The sequence below is a fragment of the Deltaproteobacteria bacterium genome (assembly GCA_026129095.1).
Lineage (GTDB): Bacteria > JAGRBM01 > JAGRBM01 > JAGRBM01 > JAHCIT01 > JAHCIT01.
On the sequence record JAHCIT010000005.1, the window covers coordinates 51,572 to 78,425 of the forward strand.

Consider the following 26,854-nt stretch of genomic DNA (forward strand, 5'->3'; position numbering starts at 1 on the left):
GTCCAATGTTACCCGCCGGGTTCCTAATGACCCCAAAATACAGATCCGATCTGCCTCCTTGCTGGTACTGGCACCAAAACTCCGACAGGAGCCAGGCACCATGCAGAACGCTAAAATCATTGGGTTCTGCCTCCTTGAGGCAAATTGTATCCAGGTTTGGGTTGTTTGGCCCGGCTGTTGCTTCATCCAGAAGCGGGCACATCGTGCCCCGGAAGAGGAAGTACCCGAGGATGAATGCAAAACCGAAGACAAAAACCCAAAGTACGCAACGCAAGGTGCGCCCTGCCGGAGCCAAGAAGTCCGCCCTTACCGGGGCACGTTCCAGCAAGCGCGTTTCCATGAAGGAAGGCGCTGACAAGCCTGCACCGGCCCGTCGAAAGGTATCTGTCCCGGCCCGGCGCAGTATGCGCCGGAAGATACCCACTGCGGCCGACGCCATCATGGCAATTCCACTCGGCCACAAGCCCGAAGTCCGTCGGAACCCGGACCGCCGCTTGGAAGTCATTTCGGCAGGAGCCGTGCTGGTGGCCTCGGTGGCCATTGTCCTTGGGATAGCGCTCACCGGGCCCGAGCCCGTTCCTCCAACACCCGTTCCGGCCACTACCGCACCTGCTGATAGCGCAGTGCCCACGCCCGCCGAACCAGAGCAGACTGCCAAGCCCCAGCCCGACACAAAACCCCCGGCAGCACGGAAGACTACCGCGGCCAAGCCGAAACCTGCCCCGGTAGTTCTGGCCGAATGGGCCCGCCCGGCCATCGACGTACGGATGCACAACATCAGACGGCTCTATTGGAACATCATGCAGGACGGCGAAGGGCCTGTGGGTGAGCTGGCCGTCCACCTTCAGGTAGAACCGGAGGGACATGTGAGCCGTGCCTGGGTTGAGCGGAGCACGCTCGCCCGCAATTACGGGTCTTTCGAAGCCAGTGTGGTGAGGGAACTCATCTCTGCACCCTTCAACGCAACTGGCGCGGACCGGCCACTGGGCGTCGTTGTCCCGATCGCGTTCGACGGCACGCAGAGCATTGTCGAACGGATCCTGGCAAGCGACGCAACGGATCCGGTCAGTTCCGGACGGCCTTATGCACAAGTCTTGACGCGGGAAATGCCGGGGGTGGCAGATGCCAGCCGGCATGCCTCCGCTTCCTGAAACGTCCCTTACCTCCTCCTCCATGGCAGCTCTCTCATGACGAGGGAGCTGCCCCTTTTTGTTACAAAAATATCAACGGAAGCCAGCGGGAAAATGGTTCTCCGCCTTGCCAGCAGAAAACGCAATCATTAAAATGTTTTTCAGTTTCGACATTTTTCACCTTTACTGTTTTGGCTGTGCCGCGCCATCAAGCGCGAATATGGACAAGGCAAGAGCAGATCAGGCATGAGACTCAACTTTGACCGGAAATCTGCTTTGGGACTGGTTGCTGCCATCCTGCTGGTTGTCGCAGCAGGCACGGCTGCCTATCTCGATCTCCACCAGTTCCGCGACACAGTCAAACGCGTTTCACATAGCCATAGAGTTCTTCTGAAGTTGGAACATATTCGCTCGCTCATGCAGGATGAGCAGATCGGTGTACGTGGCTTCGTCATTACCGGTGACGCCCGCTCGCTGGAGACCTATTTCCATACGCGAGCAGTGATTTCCGATGAGCTGGGCAGCCTCCGCCGGCTGACATCCGATAACCCGGCATACCAGGCCCGCATCCAGAAACTGGAATCCCTGATTCGCCAGCGGTTCGACCTGAGCGAACAGATCATCAACCAGCGGAAAACCACCGGGGCAGAAACCGGGGAAGCCCTGTCTCTGATTACCCATGCCGCACAGTATATGGAACGTATTCGCGGGATTGTCGATGCAATCGAAACCGGGGAAACCCGGTTCCTCGAAGAGCGTACCCGCCGGGCAGAAGCCGATTCCCGGATGACACTGATGACGCTGGGGGTATTCGGAACGCTCGGGGTCGTGGCCATTGTCGCGTTTGTCATGCTGCTCAACCGGGAGCTCGGCCGCAGCCAGCAGTTCGAGCAGGCACTTCGCCGGGAAGAAGAACGGCTCAGATCCATCATGGACAACAGTCCGCTTGTCATTTTTCTAAAGGATACCGAAGGCCGCCACCAGTTCGTCAACCAGGAGTTCCTGGACGCCTTCCGGCTGGACCGTTCCCACGTCATCGGCCGTGCCGATAGGGAAATCTTTCCTCCTGAAATCGCCGACAAGTTCATGTCAAACGACCGCGAAGTAATGGCGACCGGCCATCCCGCCCAGTTCGAGGAAACCGCCAACCGTGATGGAGTCCCTCATATTTACTCTGTCGCCAAGTTCCCGCTCCGTGAGCCCGGCGGAAGGATATATGCCATTTGCGGCATGGCCTCCGACATTACTGAACGGAAGAAAGCCGAAGAAACGATCCGGGGGCTGAGCGATTCCCTCATTTCCCGCACCCAGCAGCTCGAAGCCGCCAATCACGAGCTTGAGGCTTTCAGTTATTCCGTTTCTCATGATCTCCGGGCACCACTCCGGAGCATCAATGGCTTCAGCCAGGCCCTGATAGAGGATTACCGGGACAAGCTGGAGCCCGCCGCACAGGACTATCTGAACCGGATCATGGTGGCCACCCGGCGCATGGGGCATCTCATTGACGATCTGCTGGAACTGTCACGGGTCACACGCGCTGACATATGCGGACAGTGGGTGGACCTGAGTGCTCTTGCCCGGAGCGTCATGGACGAACTCCGGCAGTCAGCACCCGGCCGGGAAGTCCACGCCACCATTAAAGATGGCATCTCCGGCTGGGGAGACACCAGACTCCTCCGGGTCATCCTGACAAACCTTCTTGGTAACGCCTGGAAGTTCACTTCAAAAACTCCTTGCCCATCCATTGAATTCGGGAGCATTGCGCATCCGGACGGCACTGCTACCATTTTTGTACGTGACAACGGCGCCGGCTTCGACATGGCCCACGCAAAAAACCTCTTTGGCGTGTTTCAGCGCCTTCATTCTACATCAGAGTTCGAAGGAACAGGGATTGGCCTGGCGACCGTCCGGAGGATCGTGCAGCGGCACGGCGGTATGGTCCGGGGCGAAGGCCGGCCGGGTGAAGGCGCGGTATTTTACTTCACGCTGGGCCGCCCCCGGGTGTCTGCGGAAGGAGCAGCTGGTGAGCAGCAAATATATTCTGCTGGTTGAGGACAATCCCGATGACGAGGCGCTCACATTGCGTACGCTCCGCAAATGTGGTCTTGCCAACGAAGTACATGTTGTCCGCGACGGTGCTGAAGCACTCGATTTTCTTTTCAAGGCCGGTCGCTACGAGAACCGGAGCCCCAATGACCTGCCAGCCCTGATCCTCCTGGATCTCAAGCTGCCGAAAATTGACGGGCTGGATGTCCTGAAGCGGATACGTGCGGATACCGGCACGAAGCTGCTGCCGGTCGTCATATTCACTTCATCGAAAGAGCAGCAGGATCTCCTTGCCGGGTATACGAATGGTGCAAACGGATATGTACGGAAGCCTGTTGATTTCGCCGAATTCGCCGAAGCGGTGGCGGCCCTTCACCTCTACTGGATGATTACCAACGAGCCCATCCCAAGGTGATCCGGGAAAGTAACAATGAGTGAGAGCCCGCAGATCAGGGTCCTTTTCATAGAAGATTCCGAGGATGACGCCCTGCTCGCCATCCGTGAAATCAGTCATGGCGGATTCTCCGTGGATTACCAGCGTGTGGAGACTGCTGATCAAATGCAGACGGCGCTGGAAAAATCCGAATGGGATGTGGTGATCTGCGACCATCACATGCCCAGGTTCAACAGCTTTTCCGCCTTGCGTCTCCTCAAGACGATGCGGCCCGACATCCCGTTCATTTCCGTGTCTGGTACGCTCGGAGAGGATATGGCCGTCGAGGCAATGCGGGCAGGTGCCTATGACTACATGATCAAGTCCAACCTGAAGCGCCTCGTTCCCTCCATCAGCCGCGCACTTCGGGAAAACGAGAGCCGCAAGGCCCATCGGGCGGCCGAAGACCAGCTTCGCCTGCTGGAGGCCGCCATACGAGGCATTCATGAGGGTGTAGTGGTGACGGATGCCCGGCTTGATCCTCCCGGTCCAACCATCGTCTTCGTGAATGACTACCTCTGCCGGCTGACGGGGTATGCTCCAGGTGAACTGATCGGCAAAACCCCCCGCCTGTTCCAGGGATCCAAAACCGACCGGCAGTTGCTGGATTCACTGAAGAGGGCTCTCCGTTCCGGACAGCCATTCACTGGCGAAACGGTCAACTACCGGAAGGACAGATCTGAATACCTGGCGGAGTGGCATATTTCGCCGGTCAGGGACCGCGATGGAAACATATCGAATTTCATCTCAACACAGCGGGATCTGACAGAACGCCGGCGGGCCGAGCAGCGGCACGCCGAAATGGAACGCCAGTTCCGGGTGGCCCAGAAACTGGAAGCGGTGGGCCAACTCGCTGGCGGCATTGCTCACGATTTCAACAATCTGCTGGTGGTCATCAACGGATACGCACAAATGCTCCGTAACAATCTCGCCGGCCAGGCCCGGCAGCAGGAAGATGCCGGGTTGATTCTCCAGGCAGGCGAGCGGGCCGCCGATCTCACACGGCGGCTGTTGACATTCAGCCGGCAGGACACCCGTAATCCACGCCGGACTACCCTGAATGATATTATCAAAGGGTTTGAGAAGATGCTCCGGCGGCTCGTCCGGGAAGACATAGACCTGCAATTCCACCTCGCATCCGATATCCGCCACATAAAGGTAGATCCGGGCCAAATGGAACAGATTCTGCTGAACCTCAGCATCAACGCATCCGATGCCATGCCCCACGGCGGCATACTTGCGATTGAAAGCCGGAATGGGGAGCTGTCCGCATCCAACCTCAATCCACTTTTTGACGCAAAACCGGGGCATTACTCAGTCCTGACGGTTCGCGACAACGGCACTGGCATCAGCGAGGACATCCTGTCCCGTATTTACGAGCCGTTTTTCACCACCAAGGGAGACGGAAAAGGAACAGGCCTGGGGCTCGCCACCGTGCTTGGAATTGTGAAAGCCCACGGTGGCCTAATCCGGGTTCGCAGCCGCGAGGGCGAGGGAACCGAGTTCCAGATATATCTACCAGAGAATACCGCCGCACAGGAACAGTCCGCACGGCCTATCCAACCCGTGACCGGTGGTAGCGAGACTATACTGCTCGTCGAAGACCAGCCCGAGGTTCGGACCGTAGCAGCACGCATACTGGCCGGGTTTGGCTACCAGGTGATAGAGGCGGGCAATGGCGAGGAAGCGCTCGAAGCCGCTGCACGGCATTCGGGACCAGTCCACCTGCTGCTTTCCGATGTAATCATGCCCCGGATGAGCGGTCCGGCACTGGCCGACCGCCTCCTGCAGCAGAGGCCGGATACCCGTGTCCTGTTCGTATCCGGTCACATTTCGGACGTGACTGGCAAGCACGTTCTCCTGAATGAATCGTCCGAACTGCTCAGAAAACCCTACCATCCAGACGATCTGGCCAGAGCGGTGCGAAGCGCTCTTGACCGGAAAAGACCGTGAAATGCTGGGAACCAAGCAAACCCTGCGGCCTGTCCTTTATAATCAGCGCAGAACCTGCCGACCCAGATGCCCCGGCGCGCCATACCCTTAGGAGATTGTCGTCTCCACTCCTTAACTGGAACCACACCCCTACCCGCCCCGCCTCATATCAGCCTTATGCCCCCACAGGGCGCACATGACTTTGCTTTTTTGTCCGGAAACCTACGAACTTCTACGAACTGGCGCGGCGATTTCCCCGTAACTGGAGAGGGTTAAAGGGCCGGACTCTTAATCAGCGGGTCGCCGGTTCGAGCCCGGCATCTCCCACCACACCTTCCCCCGGCAGTTAAACCCCTCATATCCCTGTCAGATTGCAGGTTTGGGTCCATCTCGGCCGGGTCAGGTCGAAACCTGCCACCCGGGAGTTCTAATCAGCCCCCAATTCCCGACATGGGAAATGCCTGTGTCCCCTGCTCGCCGCATTCGGGGTGAAAGGACCGCTTGCCAGCGATGATCTGCCGCAGTTTTCCTTCTGCCGCCGCTTCATCCTGTTCCCACTCCTGAAGCAGCGAGAGAATATCCACGCCGTCCGGTTCATACAGGCATCCCCTCAAACGGCCGTCGGCGGTCAGCCGGATACGGTTGCAGCGATCACAGAACGGCTCGGTTTCAGATGCAATGAAACCAATTCTGCCGGCGCCGTTGGCAATCCTGAATTCGCGGGCTGGCCCAGAAGCATCCTCTCCAACGCATGGGATCAGATCAAACTCCCGTGCAATAATACGTCGTGCATGGTCAGCAGAAACGAACCTTGAATGCACGAATTCCGGCGCCGGACCGGTGTTCATCAGCTCGATGAACCGGACGGTGATGTTCCGGCTGACCGAAAAATTGCAGAAATCGACAAGTTCATCGTCGTTGATGCCCGCCATCAGGACCGTATTCACCTTCACCGGGGAAAGTCCCGCCTGTACGGCGGTATCGATACCGGCGATGACTGCATCCAGCCGGTCCCTGCCGGTGATCTTCAGGAAGCGGTCCGGGCGAAGCGTGTCCAGGTGGATATTTATGCGATCAAGCCCGGCCTGACGGAGCCGGTGCGCCTGCCTGGCCAGCCATTCTCCGTTCGTCGTCAGAGCGATATCCCTGATTTCCCGGTTCACACGGATCTGGCTGATAATCCCGGCACAATCGGGACGGGAAAGCGGTTCGCCGCCCGTAAGGCGAACGCGGTTCACCCCGATCCGCGACAACATCCAGACAAGCCGGCTGATTGTCCTGGCCGGCAGGACCGGCAGCGACGGGGTTCCAGCCAGCCCTTCCGGCTGGCAGTATGCACATTTGAACGGGCACACCGGCGTTATTGACAGCCGCAAGCTGATGTCGCGTGTTGTCACCCCAGCCGTCAAATGGCACCCGCTCTTCTGTCCTTCCGGGATTTTACGAACTCCCGCTTTCGTCGTTGCCACGCAGGGAATCCCGCAACGACCTGATTCCCCGGCCAATGGAGCTTCCCAGCGCAGGCAGCTTGCTGCCCCCAAACAGGAAGAGAAGCATGACCAGGAGAACGATCAGTTCTGTCGTGCCTATTCCCAGCATGAAACACCTCGCCTGGCCCGGGAACGTGCCCAACGCCTGCGGATCACAAAGGCTGGTACAAGTGCAACCAGCAACAGCACGGTCCCGGAATCGGCAGCAACCCCCATGCCGCATCCACTTCCATTCTTTCCGGATGGTGCGCCTTTCAGCGCATCCGGGGATTCCAGATTGAACGAATGCCATCCAGATACGAGTTTCTGGCCGTTCCGGTCGCCCTCCCGGCCATCCCACACGGCAACAGCGATCCGCAAGGCATCAGCGGCTTCGCGGGTAAACTGGACATCACCTGCACCAGCGGTCCGGAGCCGCCGCCTGAAGACAACCCGCCACTTTCCATCGGCCCAGATACCCCGCCCCTCGACGTCCTGATCGGATTCCATCTGTGAGGTCAGACTTCCCTGGCCAGCCGAATTGAGATCTTCGACCGGGCTCCTCCGCGTACGGCTTGCCATTGGATTGTTTGCCGCCCAGCCCGTGAGGAAAACCTTCTGTTCCGTGGCTTCCCGTGGATACTGGTCGATCGCGTTCCCCGAGTACTGGCTGGCTATATCCCCAAAGCGGGCCGCATCCTGCTGCCAGTCGGCGCGCCAGTGCCAGATATTGACCAGCTTGCTCTTCTCACCCATCCCGTAAAACGGCGCGCTGCTGTCAGCAGATACCGGTAAAACCGGAAACTGGAGCGCTACCGAGTCGCGGAAATCCTCGGTCCTGAGCACGGACCGGTCGGCCAGTTCATCAGGCCATTCGACCAGGAAGCCGATCTCTCTGCCATTGGTAAGGCCGCGGACAATCACATAGTCAGGCGCCCGGTCACGCTCCCACAGGGGCCGCACCGGAACCGGTACACCCGGAGCGAGGTGCCAGACAGGATCGGCTGGATCGACAGGAACTTCACCACTGATTCCATTCACCGGTACGAGGCCGTCACCGGGGCGTACCAGGTGAGCTGGCTTGATGGCCAATGACTGGACGTAATGTACCAGATCCCAGGTATCCCGCTCACTCAGGCCGTAGCCCGCCATCGGGGTTCCTTCCAGACCCACCATGATTGCCCGGTAGATATCTGCAGGCTGCTTGCCTCCCCGGATACGGTCTCCAAACGAAAAATTCCTTGGACGGGCAGGATAGCCATCATCCCCCTTCAGGCCCATTGCAGACTGTCCATCGCCTCTACCCGAAACCCCGTGGCAGGTATCGCAGGCGTTGACCTTGTACAGTTTCTTCCCGCGTTCAAGGCTTTCCTGATCCACTGGAGGCTGAGGACCAATGGCGATTGGCTCTCCCGGTTCTTCCTCCTGAAACCGGGTGGAAAATGACTTGACGTGCTGGAGAAGTCCCTTGAGCTCGGCATCGGTAAGCATGTCCCAGTTGGGCATGGATGTTCCGGGAATGCCTGCCTTGAGAACTCTCAGCAGATCCTGATCTGTCGGGAGCGAACCTATGGAAGTGGATTTGAACTTGTAAACCCCCTGCGTAAAGTCACGCGGTTTGGGGCTGAGCAGATAAGCGGCTGTTCCTTTGCCGTCACCATTTACTCCATGGCACACGGAGCACTTCGAAGCGAACAGTTCAGCAGCCGGAGCCGTTTGCGCCACGGCGTGGCTGGTGGAGATCACAATTACAACAGGCAGTAACCAGTAGAACCAGCGGGACATCATCGCAGCCTCCATCAAAAAAGCTCGTAATCCTGATCTGTTGCCGGTGCGGCACCGCAGCCGAAAACGTCAGGGGCGTGTTCCTCGGCAATTCTTTCTGTGGGGGGCGGGGCGAGATCCGGGGATATGCCCTGGATCCCGAGAAGTTCTATTTCCCGGTTTACAGCCAGTTTTCCCAGGCTTGCGGCGGCGAGATAACACTCGCCAGCGGCGCTTTTCCCGATACGATCAAAAACAACAGGCACCCAGCGTCCGGCATGCTCCTCGACAAAACGCCGGCGAGCCTCTTCACAGATCAGGGCATCTTCCAGCCGTCCATCATCCCGCGCCAACGCCTCCTTGTGATTGAGAAGCGCCAGAAATTCGAGTTCAGGCCCCAGATGATCGGGGCGTTCGGCAAATTCTGATGACGGTTTGGCACCGAACGCCAGGTAGAAGCCGGCGATGTCGGCGAGTGTCTGGGACTGGGAAAAAGTGCTGGCGCCAAGATAGGACGTCTCGTAGGGCGACAGCGCACCTGCGGGAACATGCCCGAATGTCCGGGGATAGAGTCCCCGCAGGTTATCCGCCGCCGCCTGGCGTCTGATCTCGGCAACAAGTGCCTGCCCGTTTGCTATCGGATTCCCCATCATCCCAAGCAGGTCGGAAACGACCTCGCATTCGGAACAGATGGCTGCCGTATCCGGCCCGTCGGAAGAATCCATGAAGACAAGCGCAAGTAATCCGAATAGCCGGCTGTGTGTCACGAGATCGAGTAGTTTGCTGTCGTCGTCCATATACACTCCGGTAGCCGCTCAGATTGAGTTGTAATGCTGCTTCGGTCGCATATGGAACGGCTCCTCGACTGTCGTGCGGACGATTTCCTTTCCGGTAGGTCCGTATCCAACAACAGTGTCGTTATACAGGGCGAAGGGCTTTCCACGGACGGTTGTTTCAAACGCCGGTTTCGCTGCCTTTTCAATTTTGTACTTGAAGATGATTTCCTGGCTTGCCCGGAACAGCTGCATGACGGCCAGCAATTCCCTCGACGGCCGTTCATAGGCATCTATCGCACCATCAACACCGGGACCGAACATCTGTCTCAGGTATGGACGGGATACCCAGCGTGGAGGGATGTAAAACCCGTTCGGCTGGGTGCCAAACTGCGGATATAGCGGCAGGGCCACCTTGGCGACTTTGACCATGTAATAAAGCGGATTGTCGGGTTCTTCAGCCCAGTCCCCCGTCTTGGGATCTATCCGCACCAGTCCCTGCATGCGAATCTTGCCGACGCACGCCGTCATACACCTTGTTTCCATTGGCATCCCGTTGCAGAGCGGGTCCTTCCCCTCAATTCTGGGATAACAACCAATGCATTTTTCGGAGACGCGAGTGGTCGAGCGGTACATCGACTTTTTATACGGACAGGCCTCGACGCATTTTCGATACCCGCGGCACCGCTCCTGATCGATCAGGACGATGCCGTCCTCCTTGCGCTTGTAAATCGCATTCCGCGGACAGGCGGCCAGGCATGCCGGATAGGTGCAGTGATTGCAGATTCTCTGCAGATAGAAAAACCAGCTTCCATGCTCGGGAAGGTCGGCTCCGGATTTGGCCAGACCGAACGGACCAGTCTGGTATTTCGTCGAAGCGTCTTCGCCCATATTGGGGAAACGCCAGTCGTCGTCTTTCGGCAGATATCCCAGCACACGGCCGCCACCATTGCCTGAGCCACCGGTCTTTTCGGCTGCCTCGAAGATTGTATCCCCCTTGAACACGCCATACGCGGCATCCTTGCCGCCACCTTCTCCGCTCCATGTTTGCCCGCCGGGGTTCTGTTCTTCGAGCATCTGGAGGATGCGAATATCCCATCCATGCGGGTAACCGCCGTACGGCTTGGTCTCGACATTATTCCACCACATGTATTCCTGCCCCCGCGAGAACGTCCATGTGGACTTGCACGCCATGGTGCAGGTCTGACAGCCAATACAGCGGTTGATGTTGAATACGAAGGCAAACTGCGCGTCCGGATGCGCTTCCTCATGCGGGTAGCTCATCTCTCGGCCGATCTGCCAGTTTTGCACTTTAGGCATCGCTACTCTCCTTGGAGGATGACAAACTTGTCAGCTGGACAGTCCGCCACCGCGGACCTGCCCGATCACGTCGATCACAAACTGCTCTCCGTACTGCTGGAAAATGCGGTTGACACCGAGATAAAAGGGATCGCGGAAAAGCATGAGAAGCTCCTCGTCCGAATATCCCATCATCATGTATTCCTCGACGAAACATTCCGTCATTTTCCGGTCATCTCCGGGCACCAGCATGCCGACCATCTCGAACGGGTCTTCGACATCGGGTTCATTCTTTGGCATTTTCTTTCAACCTTTCCGGGTGAGCTCGCCAGCCAGATAGCGTTGCATCCATCCGGACTCGTTTCCGGGCATCATCCCGCGCCTGGTGGGCGCAAACAGCCCTACTCCACCCAAGCCCCCATCTTCGGCCTTGGATACCTTGACCAGTGTCTCTTTCGGAACGGTGTTGACCGCGTGGTTGTCGGCTTCGCCGCCAAACAGGTAGCTCATGTACACTTTGGCCTTGTGGAACAGGCTGTCGAGCTGATGCATCGGCATCAGCCAGCCCCGTGTGATCGACTGGTGGGATCCGTACCGGTAGTTCGACTGGTATCCCGTATCGAGTGACTGGGCCCGCCCGTCTGGGCGCGTTTCGGCCGCTTTCACGGTACGCTCGGTTGCCATCCATGCACCGTGCTTGATCATCACTATTCCATACGGATAGGCAGGGTTGTATCTCGCCCGCAGCATCAGCCGGGAAACCCGGTAGAACGGGTCATCGGGTTTCCAACCGGTATACGGCCGGTCGGCGGGATTAGCGTCCACATACACGTAGTCCCCATCCTCAATGCCCATTTCCCTGGCTGCCTGCGGATTGATATGAACCTGATGTTCACCAACGCCAGCGGCACGTTTGTCCAGCCGGTAGGGGTCACCAAAATCGTTGTTCCAGATGAAATGCCAGTCCGTCGTAAACCAGGAAGAATGGGTGGAATGCCGGGACTTCGGCGTAAGGCAGATAAACTTGTAGCCTTTCTCCCATAACGGGTTCTTTGTCTTTTTGACTTCCTTCCATGGCAGCCTGATGTTGCGGATCTGCCGCTCATCCGCACCCATGTGGCCGGGAGGAATCCCGTAATCCTCCGGACGAATAAAGGGATTCGAGCTGACAATAACGTTTGGCAGGTAGGGGGTCGCTTCCGGACCTTCCCTGTGAACAATGAAGTTCTCGCCGTATTCGATCACCTCGGGCTCATCGTTGTATGCCTGGAGACGGCCCGTTGGTGTGTAGAATGGCTGTGGATCGTGAATCTGCTCATAGAATGCCACTCTCGGATAGGTCCGGAAATTAAGAAGGGCGACGCCGGACTCCCCGTACTTGCCGGACATGATATCGGCGAGCTTGTAACCGCGTGTCGTGGTGGAAGAGTCGAGCAGACGCTGGATATAGGCATCCGTGGAACCTTCCAGAACGAACTTCCACATGTCCGCAAACCGCGACTCTCCAACGAGATCTCCTATCTTCTTCGACATCTCCGCCAGGATTCGCGCATCGTCGCGGGTGTCATAAACCGGAGCCAGCCCGCCCTTCCATATCTGCAGGAATGGATTGGAACAGGAGGCAGTGATTTCATGCACCTGCGCCTCGACCCATGAATTTGCTGCCAATGCAATGTCACAGTATTCAATCGTCCCGTTCAGCTCGATATCGGTCGACATGATCAATTCGACATTCGGGTTTACGTTCTGGACCATCTCGTAAACCCACTTGGCGTTGTTGATCAGGTTGACATTGGTGAACCACATGACCTTGGTGGGCGTCGGCATATGGCTGTGTCCGGTGAATGATTTCCGGCCGTATTTGGGCGTATCAACCACTAGGGCCTTGTCGCCGTAATTCCAGTAGCCGGGTTCCTCGTCCTTCGAATACATATGAGCGTGGATCGACTTTCCATCTGCCGAGGGATCTAGGTTCAGCTCCCACGGATCCTCACCTATCCAGCCCTTGAATCCGGGGCCTGACCACTTGGACCCCTGGAAAATTGCAGCCTTGTAGTTCCCCGCCCACGTGTAACTTCCGGCACCCGGTTCACCGATATTCCCTGTAAGGATCAGTGGCAGATAGACCGCCCGGTTCATCTCCGTGGCATGAAACCAGTGATTCAGTCCTTCTCCTACATGGATCGCCACCGGCTTGATGGTGGCAATGTCATTGGTCAGCCGCCGCACCAGTTCCTTGGGAGCACCGGTAATCTCATGGACCGAATCCAGGTCGTAATCCTTCAGGTGAAGCTTGTAGAGTTCGAACAGAGGATAAACTTCGGCCGTTTTCCCATCGAGAAGCTTTATCCTGAATTTCCCTTCAAGTGCGGCATCAATGCCAAGACTGTCATAGCGTGTGCCCACATCGTCACGGCTCACCGGGACAGCTGCGCCGGCTTTCATATCCCAGACCATGTAATCACCGAGCGTCTCACGTTGCTCTCTGGTCAGGCCCTGTTCCTTCATGGAGGGAGAGTCCGAAAGGTCCTTGGGCTTGTATCCTGGAATTACATCCGCCGGCTGAAGGCGCTTGAGCGTATCGGCACGAACCAGCAGCGGGAAATCCGAAAACCGCTTGATGAACGCCGGGTCGTATTTCTTTTCGTCGATCAGCAGCTTTGTGATCCCGAGAAGAAGCGCTGTATCACTGGCTGGCCGGACCGGAATCCAGTAGTCCGATTTTGTTGCCGGCGGCGAATATTCAGGGGTAATCGTCACTATCTTGGCGCCGCGCTCCATGCACTCGATGAAAAAGTGGTTGTCGGCGCGCTTGTTTTCGACGAGATTCTTTCCGATCTGGATGTGCAGCTTGGTGACCCGCATGTCGTTCATGTCGCAGTCGGCCGCCTGGAGACCGTGAACGAACGGGTGGCCCGGCGCCTGGTCACCATGCCAGGTATAGTTCGACCAGACACGCCCGCCCTTGGCCTTTTCCGGCCCAACTTTCCGGACCTTTGCATCAAGCAAGGCCAGACTGTTGCAAAACCGGTACATGCCGTATTTGCCAATGACTCCCAGAAGCCCCATGCCCCCGCGACACTTGAACAGCCGCGTTCCGGCCCCCTCCCAATGCTCCAGCATTTCCGGCTGATAGCCCTGATCCAGGAGCCGCTTTTTACCCTCTTCGCCGCTGTATTTCCCGGCGATATGGATCATCCCCTTGGCGGCATAGGTATAGGCTTCATCCCACGAGGCCCGGATGAACTGGTCCTGGCCGCGCGCATTGAACTTGTATTTGGTCTTGTTCGCTTCGGTGAGTTCGGGAAATCCGTCATCTGCCCATTCTTTCCAACCTTTCCGGATGATGGGGTGTTTCAGGCGGTACGGACCGTATACCCGGCGCTGGAACGTAAACCCGTTCGAGCAGCCGCGCGGATTCCATGCGTGGGACGCCTGGTTTCCGTACAGATCGGTGATGCGGTGACTGTCGTAGTTCTGCTCCGCCCGGATAAATACGCCGTTCCGGACAAACGCCCGCATCCGGCACTCGTGCGTGCAGTTTGGCGAGCATACCCATGAAAAATGGGAATCGTACCGGTACTGGTCCAGGTAGACCTTTTCCCATCCCCGTGACGGATAGTGCCTGAGCGGATTGGCAATGTCCGTGGGCTGGAGAAATCCAAAAGAGAACCGTGGTGAGGCGAGCGCCGCAGCCGTACCGGCGGCAGCACCTTTAAGAAATTTGCGGCGGAAAATATCAGTTCCCAAGGGAAGTCTCCTCTTGCCGTGACTCCTGGTGCTGGCTGGCATGACCAGCTCCCGCAGTTGTGATCATGATTTCAAGCCGTTCCTGGCACTGGCCACAGATGGCGCCGTGAACATCGGGGTAAAATGTCCCGATTGCGTCTTTCAGGATGCCCTTGTCCGGGATATCGCCGGTCATGACGAACTCGGCCGCAGGGAAACCGCAGAATCCACACTCACAAATAGCCCCGCTTCGCAGCCGGCGCCGCTGCTGCTGGAGTCCTCTTGCAGCCTCGGCAAGATGCTCATGTGTGATCGTCCGGTGTGCGTCCAGCCACGGCTGGAATTCGGCCGCCTGCCCCCCTGACAACTGGTCCAACACGGAAAGACGCTCGGCATATTTATCTGTGGCTGCCCAGCCCGCCTTCCGCATGCGGTAATCTGCGTAGAGGGCCCACAATAGTGAGTATGCACGGGTGAGCTGCTGGACTTCTGCCGGGTGCCGGCCAGCAAACACCGCATCACCGGTATAGACAAACTCCGGATTTACAAGGTCCTGGAGCTGAAGCCAGCTGAACTTGAGAAATGAGTCCAGTTTTGCGCCGTCAGTCAGGCTTCCAGCTGTTATGTACAGTGCTGCCTGATTGTTTCCCGCGGAGGCGTCTTGGTTCCCGGGGAGATCTGCCCCCTCGTCTCCAGACTGGCGTGCCTGGAAAACGACGATTTTCCTGAGCCGCTTCGTGATGAGCGGAAAGTCCGCCAGGGATTCCTGAAAAACTTCGGGATACCCGAGTTTCTCGAATAATGAGTGGTATACAGTCCTGAATTTCGCTTCACGTACCGCGTCTACCGCCGTTTCTGCATATATCCTGTCGGCCTGTCGGCGAAAATCGGATTCAAGACGGTGAGCCAGCCGGTCGACAGCAGACCGGATTCGCAATTCGATCGCCGTCTCGATCAGGAGAGGATCGAATTCGAAGTCTGTGCCCATTCGCCTCTCTCCAAATGCACTCCCGGCAATAACCTCTACAGATGAAATATCCACAGAAAATACCGGCTTGGACTTCCTAGTTACCGACACCCCCGCGGCTCACGATATGACAGGTATCATCATCAGAATAATGAAGAAGCGCGGTTTCCACGGACGTCGGTACAGATTTGGAAAGACAAGAACTCTCCCTATGGATCCCTGACCGGGCTGATCTGAAATTTTTGGTGGAGGATCTCACCTCCGAATACCGGCCACTCGGAGCACAAGGAAGGTCACTCACCTGCCCCGCCTCATATCAGCCTTATGCCCCCACAGGGCGCACATGACTTTGCTTTTTTGTCCGGAAACCTACGAACTTCTACGAACTGGCACGACGGTTTCCCCGTAACTGGAGAGGGTTAAAGGGCCGGACTCTTAATCAGCGGGTCGCCGGTTCGAGCCCGGCATCTCCCACCACACCTTCCCCCGGCAGCTAAACCCCCGGTATCCCTGTCAGATTGCAGGAATGGGTCCATTACGGCCGGTTCCGGCCAAGACCGCCCGAACTCCTGAAAAACGGGAGCGGATGACTTTGGGACAGCGTTTTCGCTGGCAAGCGGGGCTGGTCTTGTGACCTTCCCACAGAGAGCAGGTACAGTTTTTGGGGTGAGGTTGAGACTGGCACCGCACCAGTTGGTCCATGTTATACGAGTATACGGCTTTCGGTGATTACTCCCGCGAGCCCGAAAGCAGGCGGCCGTAAGCGTGAAAACCCCGTCTTCAGTCTTCAATGATCTCTCAAGATGGCTGGAAGCCTGTGGATGCAGTTTCTCCGGAGAAGAAGTTGGCCGTCTTATTGACCAGGCACTCGACCACCACGAATCCCCGCAGGTTCTGGTCTCGGCAATTCTCGATCGTTGCTCTGCATTCGACGAATACAACGGAGAACTGCTCTTCCAGTCCGTTTTTGCTCTCTGGAACGACAAGGCCCGGGAATGGAACCGGGCCCGGCGGTTCAACTAGGCTCCTCATCAACCCGGACCCCGGAACGAATCAGCCGGTTGTGAAGCGTGGTCCGGGGGATCCCCAGCAGCCGTGCGGCCTGGGACAGGTTTCCGCCTGACAGGTCCAGTGCCCTGCGAACGAGAGCCAGTTCGAATTCCGCCAATGTCCGGTCCAGATCGAACGATCCCCCGAAGTCAGAATCCTTTACCTCGATAATAACCGTCCTGCTGACGGTTGATGGCCGGGCGGCTTCCGCGTCGATGTGGATCACATCAGGCGGTATCCGGCCTGACTGGACCGTAATCATCGCCCGTTCAAGGACGTTTTCCAGTTCCCGGACGTTTCCCGGCCAGCCATATTCGCTCATCCGCCTGATCGCCTCGCTGTCGATGCCAGTGACCGACGTCCCTAGCCGGTTATTCAGCTTCTCAACAATCGCTCTCGCAAGCATTGGCAGGTCATCAATGCGCTCGCGAAGCGGCTTGAGTTCAACCGGATAGACGGAGAGACGGTAGTACAGATCCTGCCGGAAGCGGCCAGCTTCAACCTCTGCGAGCAGATTCCGGTGCGTCGCCGCAATGATACGGCAGTCGCTCCGTTCGGCCCGTTCGGCTCCGACCGGCAGATATTCACGGTTCTGAATCGCCCTGAGGAGCTTCACCTGGATTTCGAGCGGCGCCTCGCCGATCTCGTCGAGAAACAGCGTGCCACCGCGTGCGACCGAGAATGCCCCCTTGCGCGACTGGGTGGCGCCGGTAAACGAACCCCGCACATGGCCAAACAGTTCGCTCTCCACCAGATCCCTGGGCATGGCGGCAAGATTGATTGAAACAAACGGCCCCTTGGCCTTCTGGCTCAGAACGTGGATTATCCGTGCGGCCACTTCCTTTCCCGACCCCGTTTCTCCCTGAAGCAGAACAGTCGTCGGAAACGGTGCCACAGTTTCAATCGCGGCAACCACATTGGGGTCCAGATCTTCTTTCCGGACAAGAATATCCGCCGCCTGAAGGAGCTCATCGGTCAGGTGGACCTTCACGGGTTCCGGCCGGTGCTTCCAGTTGTGCAATGCATCCAGCCGCCGGAACAGAACAGACTCGGCCGTTGGGATGCACAGATAGTCCCTGAACCCCACATCAAGAGCCCGCCGGGCCAGTGCCATTTCCTCATGAGACAGGCAGGCGAGTCCCGGCGAAATTCTCAATGCCTCGACCAGAGAACCGGAAATATCCTGTTCCCGCTCCAGGATGCAGACCCAGATTTCGCCCGGATGGACGGGTAGCGGATTCAGCACTTCGCGAAGGGAACGGAAGGGCTCGCCCCGCATTCCGGCCCATCGGTTGGCCGATATTTCAAGTGACCGGCTCTGTCCCACAAACAGCACAAAGAAATCCTTCGACGAAAAACCGTCAGGCAGGACAACAACATCGCCCAGAAGTGGATATTTTGGATGATCTGGAGAGATATATAAACCCGAAATCTGTATTACTTCCAGATAGTTACAAAAAGAGACATTCACGGCATCCTTTTTGAGCTTGTCCCCTCAACCGCACTTCCCCGCGATGGAGGGTTCGATGCCTTTCGACCAGAGTGTTAACGGACCCTTTCCCGGACTGGCGGCCATACCATTAACGCTGGCCAATCCCGACGGAAATCCGGCTACCGCACTGCTGGATATACCGGAAATGGCGGACGGGCCCTTGATTCCGGTTCTCGTGCCGCCAGTATTCGGACGTCCGAAAGAGGAACTTGGGCCCGTATCAGAGGCTCTCACGGCCCAAAACCGATTTATCGTGTTCCGGCCTGCATTCCGGTCCACAGGTGACGAAGCTCCCGGCAATCTCGATGACATGTATCTGTCGGGAGAGGAATGCACCTACTGGGGCCGGTATCTCAGGTCAGAACAGTTCCATACGCTCTGCCGGAACAGGCAGCCAGACATCCAGATCGATACCCGTGTTGCCTGTGTGGCCATGTCCATCGGGGCCACACAGGCATTTCTGTCCCAGGCCGAACACCAAACTTTCGATGCGCTTGCCCTTCTGTCCTTCGTTCCCCACTACCCGACATTCGTCCGGAACAAGGTCAAACGCGACTACTACGACCTCGTATCGATCGCCTGGGCACTTCGGATGAAGTCACGGCCCGGCTGGGCCGCCTGTTGCGGGGCAATTGCCGCCCGCAAAGCCGAAGAAGGCGAAGACCGAGAGACGGCCCGGCGGTATCAGCTGCTGGCAGACCGACTCTCCAACACCTCCAGAATCGACCGGAGCCAGATGGCCTCGATGCTCGAAGGAGTGCCGGTCAACGCCTTCTCCGGCATCTGGAATGCCATTCGTGGCACTTTTGATTGCCGCTATGATCTTGAGGCGAATCTGCAGTCGAACGCCAAAGTCGGGATTCCGCTTACCTTCATATCCGGCGGCAAGGATGACTACTTCCTGCAGGAAGAGATGGACGAATTCATTGCCCTGGCACGCCGTGAAGGCCGCGTCCGGCGGCTGCTCCGCCTTGAGAATGCCTGTCACCAGCTCCGTCCGTATCCCTGTTTCGAAAAAGCCATGGAGTTTGTCATCCAAGGGCTATATAGCGATCTTGGAATTCAGGACGTACCTGTTCCGTTCTCACTAGCAAGAATAGCGGTCCGCCGGTTTTACGAGGTCCGGGGATTCGCCCTGCGCCATTCCAAAGACCTGGGCGCACCACCGGAGTTGACCCAAAAGGTTCTGCTTTCCAGCGAGGATCTCGCCCGGGTACTCGGGGAACTGTTCAAGCGCCCGGCAGAAACCGGCGCACTGGTCCGGCTGCTCGCCAGATCAGCGGAACAGATCGGTGGCGAACGGAGCATTCTCGACGAACTGGAACCGGTCCGGATAGGAAAGATCCTCAACAAATCGCTTTCACCGGAATTGTACCCTTCCATCGCAATAGGACTCTCTGAAGTTCCCGAACTGATCGGCCATCTGTTCCCAGACCATCTGCTTCAGGCGCTGGATCCGGAACACCTGGATGGATTGCTCCAGGAATTGCTCCGCCACACAGAAGCACTGGAAGCGTTCCTGACCACGGCAAATCCGGAACTGCTGCTCTCTCTTGGCAGGCGCAAGGCCCTCGCAGCCGCGCAACGTGCGATAAAACTGGTACCGGCTTTTACTGGACACAATCTACCGAAGGATCTCGATCAGGTTCCGTTCACCAGCAAGGAAGACTATGTCGAGGCGTTCCCGCTCGAAGACAGGTGCATCCACCGGGAACTTCCGCGGGAAGGGCTCATCGATGAATCGAGCGGTTCCAGCGGAATCCCAACCAACTGGACCCGTTGCCGCGAGGAGGAAGACCGGCTCGCAAACGGTGCCCGGTTCATCTACCGGTTCCTCTTTGGCCGTCCCGGTGACGACCGCCCGGTAATTCTGCTCAACGGTTTCAGTCAAGGTGCCTGGGCGACGTCAACCAAGCTAACCGTGCTCGCCCGCCATGTGGCACTCGTCAAGAATATCGGCCCGGAAGAAGAGCGTATTCTGGATTCCCTCGAGTACTTCGGCCGCCGTTACCGTTACATTATCGCCGGGTATCCGCCGTTTCTGAGGGAACTTGTCCGGGCCGCCACGGAACGGGTGGGGTTTGATTTGAAACCATATACCATCGATATCCTGCATGGCGGCGAAGGCTATACGGCCGGATGGCGACGTTATCTTGAAGTGAATCTGGGATCGGGTGCCCGGATCGTGTCTTCATACGGTGCCTCGGATCTTGATCTCGGCGTTGCATACGAAACCACCCTCGCCCTCGTGGCCAGAAAAATACTGGAGGAAAACCCTGAGTTCCGCCGGGCCCTTCTGGAGACAGAGCGGATTCCGGTGTTTTTCGGCCAATATAATCCGATAGAGTTCTTTCTGGAAACCCGCCGCCACGACGGAGAATGCAGGACCCTCGTCTGCACCGTGACTAATCTGAAAGCGCACCAGCCCCGCATCCGTTACGATATCGGAGACGAAGGGGATATCCTCCCATTTGACCGGATTGTAAACACGGCAAGGGAGTTCGGATTCGACCTGCCAGCATCAGGTTCCCTGAAGTTTCCGTTCGTCTACATATTCGGCCGTCTCGACGGGACCATCAGCATTGACGGTGCGAATGTTTATCCCGACCAGGTGCACGAGGCGATCCTGACCGATCATCAGCTGGCTCCCCTGGTCCGCGGCTTCCGTCTACGCCGTTCGGAAAACAGTTCCGGAGAAGTGCGATTCGAAATCGATCTGGAAATGTTCGGGGATGAGACAACGGGTGGCCCTGATGTCAGCACGGTTGCGGGCAAGCGGATATGCGATTATCTTGCGAAAGTGAACATAGATTTCCGTGAATCGCTGGCTCATAACCCGGCAGCCACCAGTCCGGAAGTCAGGGTAGTCCGACCGGGTGAACTGGGAATCGGCACGACCATCAAACGCCGGTATGTGGATCGCTAACGGACTGGCATCATTGAGGAGATAGGCAGGCAGTGAACCTCCAATCAGCCATCCTGCTACTGCTTGGAATCTCCCTCATTCCGCTGGCGGGCTATGTCTACAGGTTTGCTCACGACCGGGCCGAGGCACGCTGGTTTGCTCTGGGAGTCGTTGCGGCGTCTACTTATCTCATGGCCATCGCCATGATCGATCTGGCCCCATCTGACCGGGCAGCCCTTTGGGCCACCCGTTTGGCTTATGCAGGCCCCAGCATCGGCTTCCCCGCGATGATCCTGCTCGTCCGCAGAATCCTTCTGGCTACAGACGCCTCCCGGTCACTGTCAGCATTGCTGTTTCTGGCCTCCATCGCCGCCCACTCATTCGCCCTGTTTGGCGGCTCGGTGATCTCCGGAATCGACCGGACGACCATGCCCCCATCCTTTGTCTACGGACCATTCGCAATTGTCCCGCTGTCTTTCGATGCCGGAATACTCCTGTTTCTGGTTGCCGTCGTCATACGTGACTGGCCCAAGGCACCTTGGAGAGCCCAGAACCGGTTTCTCGTTCTGGTTGTTTCCCTGATCCTCTGGACGTTTTTCACCATCACTTCCAACCTGGTCCTGCCCATTCTCTACGGAGATAACCGGTACTATCTGGTTGGCCCTGCCCTGCTTTTGCTTCCCGCCTGCGGCGGCGCCTGGGTCATTGCAGGAGAGCGGCTGCCGGATCTGCTTGCAATGGCAGGCCGGCTGTTCCCAAACGGGCGTTCCCGGTTGCTTCGGAAACTCGCCGATCTGGAACAGGGCCTGCTTGAGTTGCCAGACATTCATGCTCTCGTTTCAGAACTGGAGGGAGTGATGGGAGGCCGGCAGTTTGCCTACGCAGGAGCCGGAGACGGACTCAGCTTTACCCCGGGAGCCGTGGATTTTCTATACAAACCCGGTGACCGGCAGCGTGTCGAGAAACTGGCGAGCCATTACGCCCATTCTCCGGAAACCCTGGATGAAAACCTCCTGCTGACCGGATGGACGGAAGTTATCGGCTTTGCCGAGCCTGTAGCCTCTCCGTGGCCCGTCTCTTCTGCCCGGGAGATCGAGGTGATAAACAGGATGACCACCTCTCTCGCGGCTGAACCAGTGGTGATCCTTTCCGCAACAGGATATCTCGATACGATTTCCATCAAGTCCCTTGCCAAACAGGTCCGGCGAAGCCTGGTCTTCACGGCTGAACTGGTCGCAAAACTGGATGGCGGCCGCGAGGATGCGGTCCGGTTGCTGAAGGAAGAACGGAACCTCAGGGATGTCATGATTGTCATCCGGCTGGCGGAGCAGGCCCGTGCCGAACATCTGGAAACCACGGTTTCCGCCTGTGTCTCAGATGGAGCCAAGCTCCTGCTCGTTACTGCTATGGACCGGAACGATCTGATTGGATACGGCCTCTTCGGCGGTACGGATATCAATCTTCAGGAAGCTCCCCTCTTCGCCTTGGGCAGTCCGCTGCAACGGGCTTCCAACATATCGGTCCATCTGGATCTCATTCTTTCCCGGCTCGAAGCCAGCTACGGCACCTTCTTCCGCCTGACGCCGGAAGAGAGACACTCGTTCTGCCGCCGGCAGTGGCGGTCAATCCAGGAACTGGAGTTTGAACTGGAAAAGCATCTGCTGATGTTCCGTTTTTCCCCTTCGGCAAGCCAGAAAGGAATACCCGTATGACCCCAGCGCAAGGCGAAAAGATCTATCAACTCCGGACCAAACTCGGACTCACTCCCCAGCAATTTGGACGCATGGCCGGAGTAACGGCGGTGGTTGTTGCCAAATGGGAATCCGGTTTTGCCGAACCCGGCTGGCTGGCGCTCGGCCGGATAAGACGCGCCTGCGACGTCGACCTCAACTGGCTGCTGGACAGCGGCGATGACCGGCCGGACTATCTCCAAAACGCTGCCATCTGCGAGGGGAAGCTCGTCGATTCATCACTCCCTAAAATCAGCCGGAATCTCGAGCAAAAACTGATTGGCGACTACCGCAAGCTGAACGAAATCGACAGGAGCTTCGTCAGAATGGTTCTGGAAACAGTCGGGAAAACTCCAGAAGTACCTGTGGCCAGGAGGTCGTCTCCCAAATTGCGCCCAAATCCATCAGACAAGTTTGTCTAAACGACCACCGTCACAGCCTTTGGATACAAATGGTCCCTTAATCCCATTCCCGGTCTTAAATAGAACCGGTTTCATGAATGCCTGGGGAGGATCAGGAGTAAAGTTTGGCAGATGAAGCCGAAGAAGTTTTCCGGATAAAACTCCGTGCCTGGCAAACATTTTTCAGAACCAGCCGATTCAGGCGAACAGGCGCTCGATATGCGGCGAAACCCCGCTCGCCATAGCCGCCGGAGAAAAACCTCTCCACCTCGTCGTTATCGGACGTGGCGCAAAGCCGCTGGTGGCTGTCTGTAAAGCGATCAAGACCAGCGAACATCTTTTCGTCGTCTCGGTTCGCCGGGCGCACATGGCTTTGCTTTTTTGCCCGGAAACCTACGAACTTCTACGAACCTTGAGAATTACTGATATTTCTGGCCGCAGTTCGCGGAATGCCAGTGCCGGACTCTTAATCAGCGAGTCGCCGGTTCGAGCCCGGCATCTCCTGTCGCAAGCTACTTGCCGAATAATCCCATCAGCGTGCCAGGGGCCTTGGGCATCAGGCGCGAGAGGGCGTCGAGGACTCTGGCGTCCGGACCGATCAGCAGGCGGGGTTCGTTAGACTGGATGGCATCCGCGATCTGCCGGGCGGCTAACTCCGGCTTCACGCCGAACTTTGCCACTAGACCCCTGCCCCGGTCTTTCAGCGTGGTGGCTTTGCCCCGGTAGCGGGCGGCGGCGGGAATGTTCGTCCGGACGGCACCGGGATGGACGCAGGTGACGCCGATATGTTTCGATGCCAGTTCGGCGCGCAGTGTCTCCGAAAATCCCCGTACGGCGTGCTTGGTCAGTACGTAACCCGGCATGCCGGCGATGGGCATGAAACCGGCTATGCTCGAAATGTTCACGATGTGTGCTTCAGGCCGGTTCTCAAGCAGCGGCAGGAAGAACTTGCAGCCATAGATCACGCCCCACAGGTTGACGCCGATGACCCACTCGAAGTCCTCGATCGTGTGATCTGCGAAACCGCCCAGCAGCGCGACGCCGGCATTGTTCACCAGGATATCGGCCTGCCCGTGCTCACCAAGGACCGCTCCGGGGAGCTTTTCCATCTCGTCCCGCCTGGAGACATCCATCCGGTGGACTGACGCCCTTCGGCCAAGTCCCTCGACACGCTGGCGGACCGATTCGAGACCGGTTTCATTGATATCCACAAGGGCGACATCGCAACCCCGAAGGGCCAGCTCAAGGCTCACGGCCTCGCCGATCCCGCTACCGGCACCCGTTATAACGGCAACCTTTCCGGTGAGGTCTTTCATGAACTTATTTCGGCGGAGTTTTCATCATCCCTCGCGGGTCGATGAGCAGCTTGTGCACCTGCATGTTGTGGGAATGGCCAAGCTGCTGGAGCGACATCGCCGCCTGCAGCGCCGTCCAGAGGCCCTGAGCATCCTGGGTCTGGTTCACCGACTGCTTGGCCAGCCGGAGCCCCATGCTGGGCCGGGAAGCGATCTTCGAGGCCAGTTCAAGCGTCCGCTTTTCCAGTTCATCCCTCGGTACCACCTGATTCACCATGCCAAGCGCCTTCGCTTCGGCAGCTGTGACCGGATCCCCGGTAAAGAGCATTTCCTTCGCCTTGCGAACGCCGACTTCCCAGGGGTGGGCGAAATACTCGACACCATTCACGCCGAAACCGACGACCGGGTCTGAAAACGTCGCATCATCACTGGCAATGATGAGGTCGCAGACCCAGATCAGCATCAGCCCGCCGGCAATCGTCTTTCCCTGCACCTGGGCGATCGTCGGCTTCGGCAGATTTCTCCAACGCCAGCAAAGACCGAGATAAATCTCTTCCTCTTGCGCCATGTACCCTTCGGCTCCCGGCAGGTCGAAGCCGCCCCAGTTCGTGACCGGAGTGAACGACGTCAGGGGCGTATTGTCCCGAAGATCGTGTCCCGAAGAAAAGTGCGGACCATCGGCGGCGAGGACGATCACCTTCACGTCCTTGTCATGCGCTGCCAGGTCGAACGCGGTATTGATCTCATAGAGCATCTTCTTGCTCTGGGCGTTCCGGGTCTCTGGGCGGGCCAGGGTGATCCGGGCCACTCCGGCAGAGGGGGAATCATAACGGATTGTGGTGAACTCGGGATCTGTGCCCATGCTGTCCGCTCCCTGAAACCGGGCTCAGAATGCCACGCGTTTCGTAAAACCGCCGTCGGCGACCAGATTGATACCAGTGACAAGACTCGCCACGGGACTTGCAAGAAAAGCGGCGGCCCGTCCGATCTCTTCCGGTGTACCCATGCGGCCGATGGCGCACTGCCTGACGGTCTGTTCATAGAACGCCGGCATGCCTTTCTTCATCATTTCCCACTGCCCGCCCTCGAAGATCACCGGACCGGGTGAAATGCAGTTCACACGGATCCCCTTTGCCGCGTACATCTGGGACAGGCCCTTGGCATGGGTAATCAGGGCCGCCTTGAGCGCGCTGTAGGGGATCGGGGCCATGAAATACTCGACTGCCGCCGTGCTGCTGATGAACACCACGCTGGCCTCGCCACTTTTCAGGAGAAACGGCAGCGCAGCGTCAAAACATCTCACGCTCCCCATGAGATCGGTCTCGAAATTCGCCTGCCAGGCGGCTTCTCCGGGGTTTCCTCCACCAGTCGGATTCGGCACCAGGATGTCGATTCCACCGAGTTGTCCGGCGGCTTCGGCGATCCAGGTCTTCAGCGTCTTTGCATCCTTTACATCGACGGATTTGGTAAACACTCTCCCGCCATGGCGGGCAAGACTCTCTGCAGCCGTCTTGAGTCCCGCCTCGTTGCGGGCACAGACAGCGATGTCGGCACCTTCGGCCGCGAGTGTTTCGGCTATGGCCCGACCGATGCCACGGCTGGCCCCAGTCACGATCGCCTTCTTGCCCTTCAGTTTCAGATCCATGCTTTCCTCCCGGCAGGCCTGCTCTTGGCTTTAACACGTTTAAAATGTTAAACGCAATATGGTTTATCCGGAAAATCCCCGGACCATTACAGGAGCGTCGGCATGGGTCTTCTGGAAAATCAGCGGCAGGAACGGATCGACAGGATCATGGAAACCGCCCGGCGAATGATCGCCGAGCGGGGCTATGAAGGGGTCAACATGCGGGATCTCGCAGCAGCGAGCCGGGTGTCGGTTCCGACGCTCTACAACCTTTGCGGAGACAAGGCGGAACTACTGTCCCGGTCCATGCAGGGACAGTTCTCGACCCTTCTCAAGACGATAGACCGGGAAACCCGCACGAAGGGCCTTGACAGGGTGATATCCATTGTCACCCGGTGCAGCTCGGAAATGCTGCGACTGTCGCGCTACTCCCGGGCCGTCCTCGATGTGTTTGTGAACTCCGGGCAGATGCGGGAGGTGAGCGAGATGATCGCCGGTGCTCTTGCACGGGACATCGAAAACGCCCTCCATGAAATGAAATCATCCCGCGAAATCGAGGCATGGGTCGATCCCCGTATCCTGTCAGAACAGGTCGCCAGCCATCTCATCATCTGTGCGCTCCAGTGGGAGAGTGGCTATCTCAGCGACAAGGCCCTGCCGGCCTCGATGCTGTACGGTTCCTGCCTCATGCTGCGGGGAGTTGCGGCGGGTCCGGCGGCCAGAGTGCTGGAGAAACGGATCCGTACCGTGCAGGCCGATGCCTATTCTGAAAAACCAGCCCGCCGGCAACCGGCAAGCCGCACGTCCTGATGTGA

At 57.9% G+C, this 26,854-nt stretch carries 21 protein-coding genes; 9 read left to right on the plus strand and 12 right to left on the minus strand.

Annotated elements, in window-relative coordinates; all coding sequences use genetic code 11:
* Nucleotides 1–230: 230 nt before the first annotated feature.
* From KIT79_08410 to KIT79_08425, 4 genes are all read left to right on the plus strand, one after another.
* A complete protein-coding gene (locus tag KIT79_08410) occupies nucleotides 231–1,151 on the plus strand; it encodes a hypothetical protein (GenBank protein ID MCW5829323.1) in 921 nt (306 codons plus the stop codon).
* Between the two features lie 225 nt (nucleotides 1,152–1,376).
* Nucleotides 1,377–3,182: a CHASE3 domain-containing protein gene (locus KIT79_08415; protein MCW5829324.1), complete on the plus strand. Its 1,806-nt coding sequence runs from the start codon at nucleotides 1,377–1,379 to the stop codon at nucleotides 3,180–3,182.
* A complete protein-coding gene (locus KIT79_08420; GenBank protein ID MCW5829325.1) occupies nucleotides 3,151–3,591 on the plus strand; it encodes a response regulator in 441 nt (146 codons plus the stop codon). Before KIT79_08415 ends, KIT79_08420 begins: the two co-directional genes overlap by 32 nt.
* 15 nt (nucleotides 3,592–3,606) lie before the next feature.
* Nucleotides 3,607–5,562: a response regulator gene (locus KIT79_08425; protein MCW5829326.1), complete on the plus strand. Its 1,956-nt coding sequence runs from the start codon at nucleotides 3,607–3,609 to the stop codon at nucleotides 5,560–5,562.
* A 410-nt stretch (nucleotides 5,563–5,972) separates the two neighbouring features.
* On the opposite strand, the gene moaA is transcribed toward KIT79_08425, so the two are convergent.
* The 8 genes from moaA to KIT79_08465 are packed head-to-tail and all read right to left on the minus strand — an operon-like array spanning nucleotide 5,973 to nucleotide 15,563.
* On the minus strand, nucleotides 5,973–7,010 hold the full coding sequence (gene moaA, locus KIT79_08430; protein ID MCW5829327.1) for a GTP 3',8-cyclase MoaA: 1,038 nt from the start codon (nucleotides 7,008–7,010) through the stop codon (nucleotides 5,973–5,975).
* Entirely contained in the window at nucleotides 6,982–7,140 is a 159-nt protein-coding gene (locus KIT79_08435; GenBank protein ID MCW5829328.1) for a twin-arginine translocase TatA/TatE family subunit, read from the minus strand. Before KIT79_08435 ends, moaA begins: the two co-directional genes overlap by 29 nt.
* Nucleotides 7,128–8,795: a c-type cytochrome gene (locus KIT79_08440; GenBank protein MCW5829329.1), complete on the minus strand. Its 1,668-nt coding sequence runs from the start codon at nucleotides 8,793–8,795 to the stop codon at nucleotides 7,128–7,130. The genes KIT79_08435 and KIT79_08440 overlap by 13 nt, the downstream gene beginning before the upstream one ends.
* Before the next feature lie 14 nt (nucleotides 8,796–8,809).
* Nucleotides 8,810–9,571 (minus strand): molecular chaperone TorD family protein, encoded by a 762-nt coding sequence (locus tag KIT79_08445; GenBank protein ID MCW5829330.1) that lies wholly within the window; start codon nucleotides 9,569–9,571, stop codon nucleotides 8,810–8,812.
* 18 nt (nucleotides 9,572–9,589) lie between these two features.
* Complete coding sequence (locus KIT79_08450; protein MCW5829331.1) at nucleotides 9,590–10,867, minus strand: 4Fe-4S dicluster domain-containing protein; 1,278 nt, start codon at nucleotides 10,865–10,867, stop codon at nucleotides 9,590–9,592.
* Between the two features lie 30 nt (nucleotides 10,868–10,897).
* A complete protein-coding gene (locus KIT79_08455) occupies nucleotides 10,898–11,146 on the minus strand; it encodes a hypothetical protein (GenBank protein ID MCW5829332.1) in 249 nt (82 codons plus the stop codon).
* Nucleotides 11,147–11,152: 6 nt separating this feature from the next.
* Nucleotides 11,153–14,638 (minus strand): molybdopterin-dependent oxidoreductase, encoded by a 3,486-nt coding sequence (locus KIT79_08460; protein MCW5829333.1) that lies wholly within the window; start codon nucleotides 14,636–14,638, stop codon nucleotides 11,153–11,155.
* Nucleotides 14,586–15,563: a hypothetical protein gene (locus KIT79_08465; protein MCW5829334.1), complete on the minus strand. Its 978-nt coding sequence runs from the start codon at nucleotides 15,561–15,563 to the stop codon at nucleotides 14,586–14,588. Before KIT79_08465 ends, KIT79_08460 begins: the two co-directional genes overlap by 53 nt.
* Nucleotides 15,564–16,307: 744 nt before the next feature.
* On the opposite strand from KIT79_08465, the gene KIT79_08470 reads away from it, so the two are divergent.
* Nucleotides 16,308–16,565 carry a hypothetical protein gene (locus KIT79_08470; protein MCW5829335.1) on the plus strand — a complete coding sequence of 86 codons (258 nt, stop codon included), beginning with the start codon at nucleotides 16,308–16,310 and terminating at the stop codon, nucleotides 16,563–16,565.
* Here the strand turns inward: KIT79_08470 and KIT79_08475 are convergent.
* The gene (locus KIT79_08475; protein ID MCW5829336.1) at nucleotides 16,558–18,063 is read right to left on the minus strand and encodes a sigma-54-dependent Fis family transcriptional regulator; all 1,506 of its coding nucleotides are present in this window, start codon (nucleotides 18,061–18,063) and stop codon (nucleotides 16,558–16,560) included. The genes KIT79_08470 and KIT79_08475 overlap by 8 nt on opposite strands.
* A gap of 55 nt (nucleotides 18,064–18,118) precedes the next feature.
* Between KIT79_08475 and KIT79_08480 the strand changes: the two genes are divergently transcribed.
* Genes KIT79_08480 through KIT79_08490 form a run of 3 tightly spaced genes read left to right on the plus strand, consistent with a single transcriptional unit; the run spans nucleotide 18,119 to nucleotide 23,141 of the window.
* Nucleotides 18,119–21,010 (plus strand): phenylacetate--CoA ligase family protein, encoded by a 2,892-nt coding sequence (locus KIT79_08480; GenBank protein ID MCW5829337.1) that lies wholly within the window; start codon nucleotides 18,119–18,121, stop codon nucleotides 21,008–21,010.
* Nucleotides 21,011–21,042: 32 nt separating this feature from the next.
* Complete coding sequence (locus KIT79_08485) at nucleotides 21,043–22,701, plus strand: hypothetical protein (protein ID MCW5829338.1); 1,659 nt, start codon at nucleotides 21,043–21,045, stop codon at nucleotides 22,699–22,701.
* Nucleotides 22,698–23,141, plus strand: a complete 444-nt coding sequence (locus KIT79_08490) for a helix-turn-helix transcriptional regulator (GenBank protein MCW5829339.1) — start codon at nucleotides 22,698–22,700, stop codon at nucleotides 23,139–23,141. Before KIT79_08485 ends, KIT79_08490 begins: the two co-directional genes overlap by 4 nt.
* Nucleotides 23,142–23,632: 491 nt before the next feature.
* On the opposite strand, the gene KIT79_08495 is transcribed toward KIT79_08490, so the two are convergent.
* Genes KIT79_08495 through KIT79_08505 form a run of 3 tightly spaced genes read right to left on the minus strand, consistent with a single transcriptional unit; the run spans nucleotide 23,633 to nucleotide 26,060 of the window.
* Nucleotides 23,633–24,436 (minus strand): SDR family NAD(P)-dependent oxidoreductase, encoded by an 804-nt coding sequence (locus tag KIT79_08495; GenBank protein MCW5829340.1) that lies wholly within the window; start codon nucleotides 24,434–24,436, stop codon nucleotides 23,633–23,635.
* Between the two features lie 4 nt (nucleotides 24,437–24,440).
* On the minus strand, nucleotides 24,441–25,277 hold the full coding sequence (locus KIT79_08500) for an enoyl-CoA hydratase (protein ID MCW5829341.1): 837 nt from the start codon (nucleotides 25,275–25,277) through the stop codon (nucleotides 24,441–24,443).
* A gap of 24 nt (nucleotides 25,278–25,301) precedes the next feature.
* Nucleotides 25,302–26,060, minus strand: coding sequence for an SDR family oxidoreductase (locus KIT79_08505; protein MCW5829342.1), 759 nt, complete (start codon nucleotides 26,058–26,060; stop codon nucleotides 25,302–25,304).
* A gap of 102 nt (nucleotides 26,061–26,162) precedes the next feature.
* Between KIT79_08505 and KIT79_08510 the strand changes: the two genes are divergently transcribed.
* Entirely contained in the window at nucleotides 26,163–26,849 is a 687-nt protein-coding gene (locus KIT79_08510; GenBank protein MCW5829343.1) for a TetR/AcrR family transcriptional regulator, read from the plus strand.
* The last annotated feature ends 5 nt before the right edge of the window (nucleotides 26,850–26,854 follow it).

Excerpts from the sequence above, each read along its gene's own strand:
- KIT79_08505 (MCW5829342.1), bottom strand. The coding sequence starts at position 26,060 with ATGGATCTGAAACTGAAGGGCAAGAAGGCGATCGTGACTGGGGCCAGC.
- KIT79_08410 (MCW5829323.1), top strand. The coding sequence starts at position 231 with ATGAATGCAAAACCGAAGACAAAAACCCAAAGTACGCAACGCAAGGTG.
- KIT79_08415 (MCW5829324.1), top strand. The coding sequence starts at position 1,377 with ATGAGACTCAACTTTGACCGGAAATCTGCTTTGGGACTGGTTGCTGCC.
- KIT79_08435 (MCW5829328.1), bottom strand. The coding sequence starts at position 7,140 with ATGCTGGGAATAGGCACGACAGAACTGATCGTTCTCCTGGTCATGCTT.
- KIT79_08425 (MCW5829326.1), top strand. The coding sequence starts at position 3,607 with ATGAGTGAGAGCCCGCAGATCAGGGTCCTTTTCATAGAAGATTCCGAG.
- KIT79_08460 (MCW5829333.1), bottom strand. The coding sequence starts at position 14,638 with ATGCCAGCCAGCACCAGGAGTCACGGCAAGAGGAGACTTCCCTTGGGA.
- KIT79_08495 (MCW5829340.1), bottom strand. The coding sequence starts at position 24,436 with ATGAAAGACCTCACCGGAAAGGTTGCCGTTATAACGGGTGCCGGTAGC.
- KIT79_08480 (MCW5829337.1), top strand. The coding sequence starts at position 18,119 with ATGCCTTTCGACCAGAGTGTTAACGGACCCTTTCCCGGACTGGCGGCC.
- KIT79_08465 (MCW5829334.1), bottom strand. The coding sequence starts at position 15,563 with ATGGGCACAGACTTCGAATTCGATCCTCTCCTGATCGAGACGGCGATC.
- KIT79_08510 (MCW5829343.1), top strand. The coding sequence starts at position 26,163 with ATGGGTCTTCTGGAAAATCAGCGGCAGGAACGGATCGACAGGATCATG.
- KIT79_08490 (MCW5829339.1), top strand. The coding sequence starts at position 22,698 with ATGACCCCAGCGCAAGGCGAAAAGATCTATCAACTCCGGACCAAACTC.
- KIT79_08440 (MCW5829329.1), bottom strand. The coding sequence starts at position 8,795 with ATGTCCCGCTGGTTCTACTGGTTACTGCCTGTTGTAATTGTGATCTCC.
- KIT79_08455 (MCW5829332.1), bottom strand. The coding sequence starts at position 11,146 with ATGCCAAAGAATGAACCCGATGTCGAAGACCCGTTCGAGATGGTCGGC.
- KIT79_08445 (MCW5829330.1), bottom strand. The coding sequence starts at position 9,571 with ATGGACGACGACAGCAAACTACTCGATCTCGTGACACACAGCCGGCTA.
- KIT79_08500 (MCW5829341.1), bottom strand. The coding sequence starts at position 25,277 with ATGGGCACAGATCCCGAGTTCACCACAATCCGTTATGATTCCCCCTCT.
- KIT79_08450 (MCW5829331.1), bottom strand. The coding sequence starts at position 10,867 with ATGCCTAAAGTGCAAAACTGGCAGATCGGCCGAGAGATGAGCTACCCG.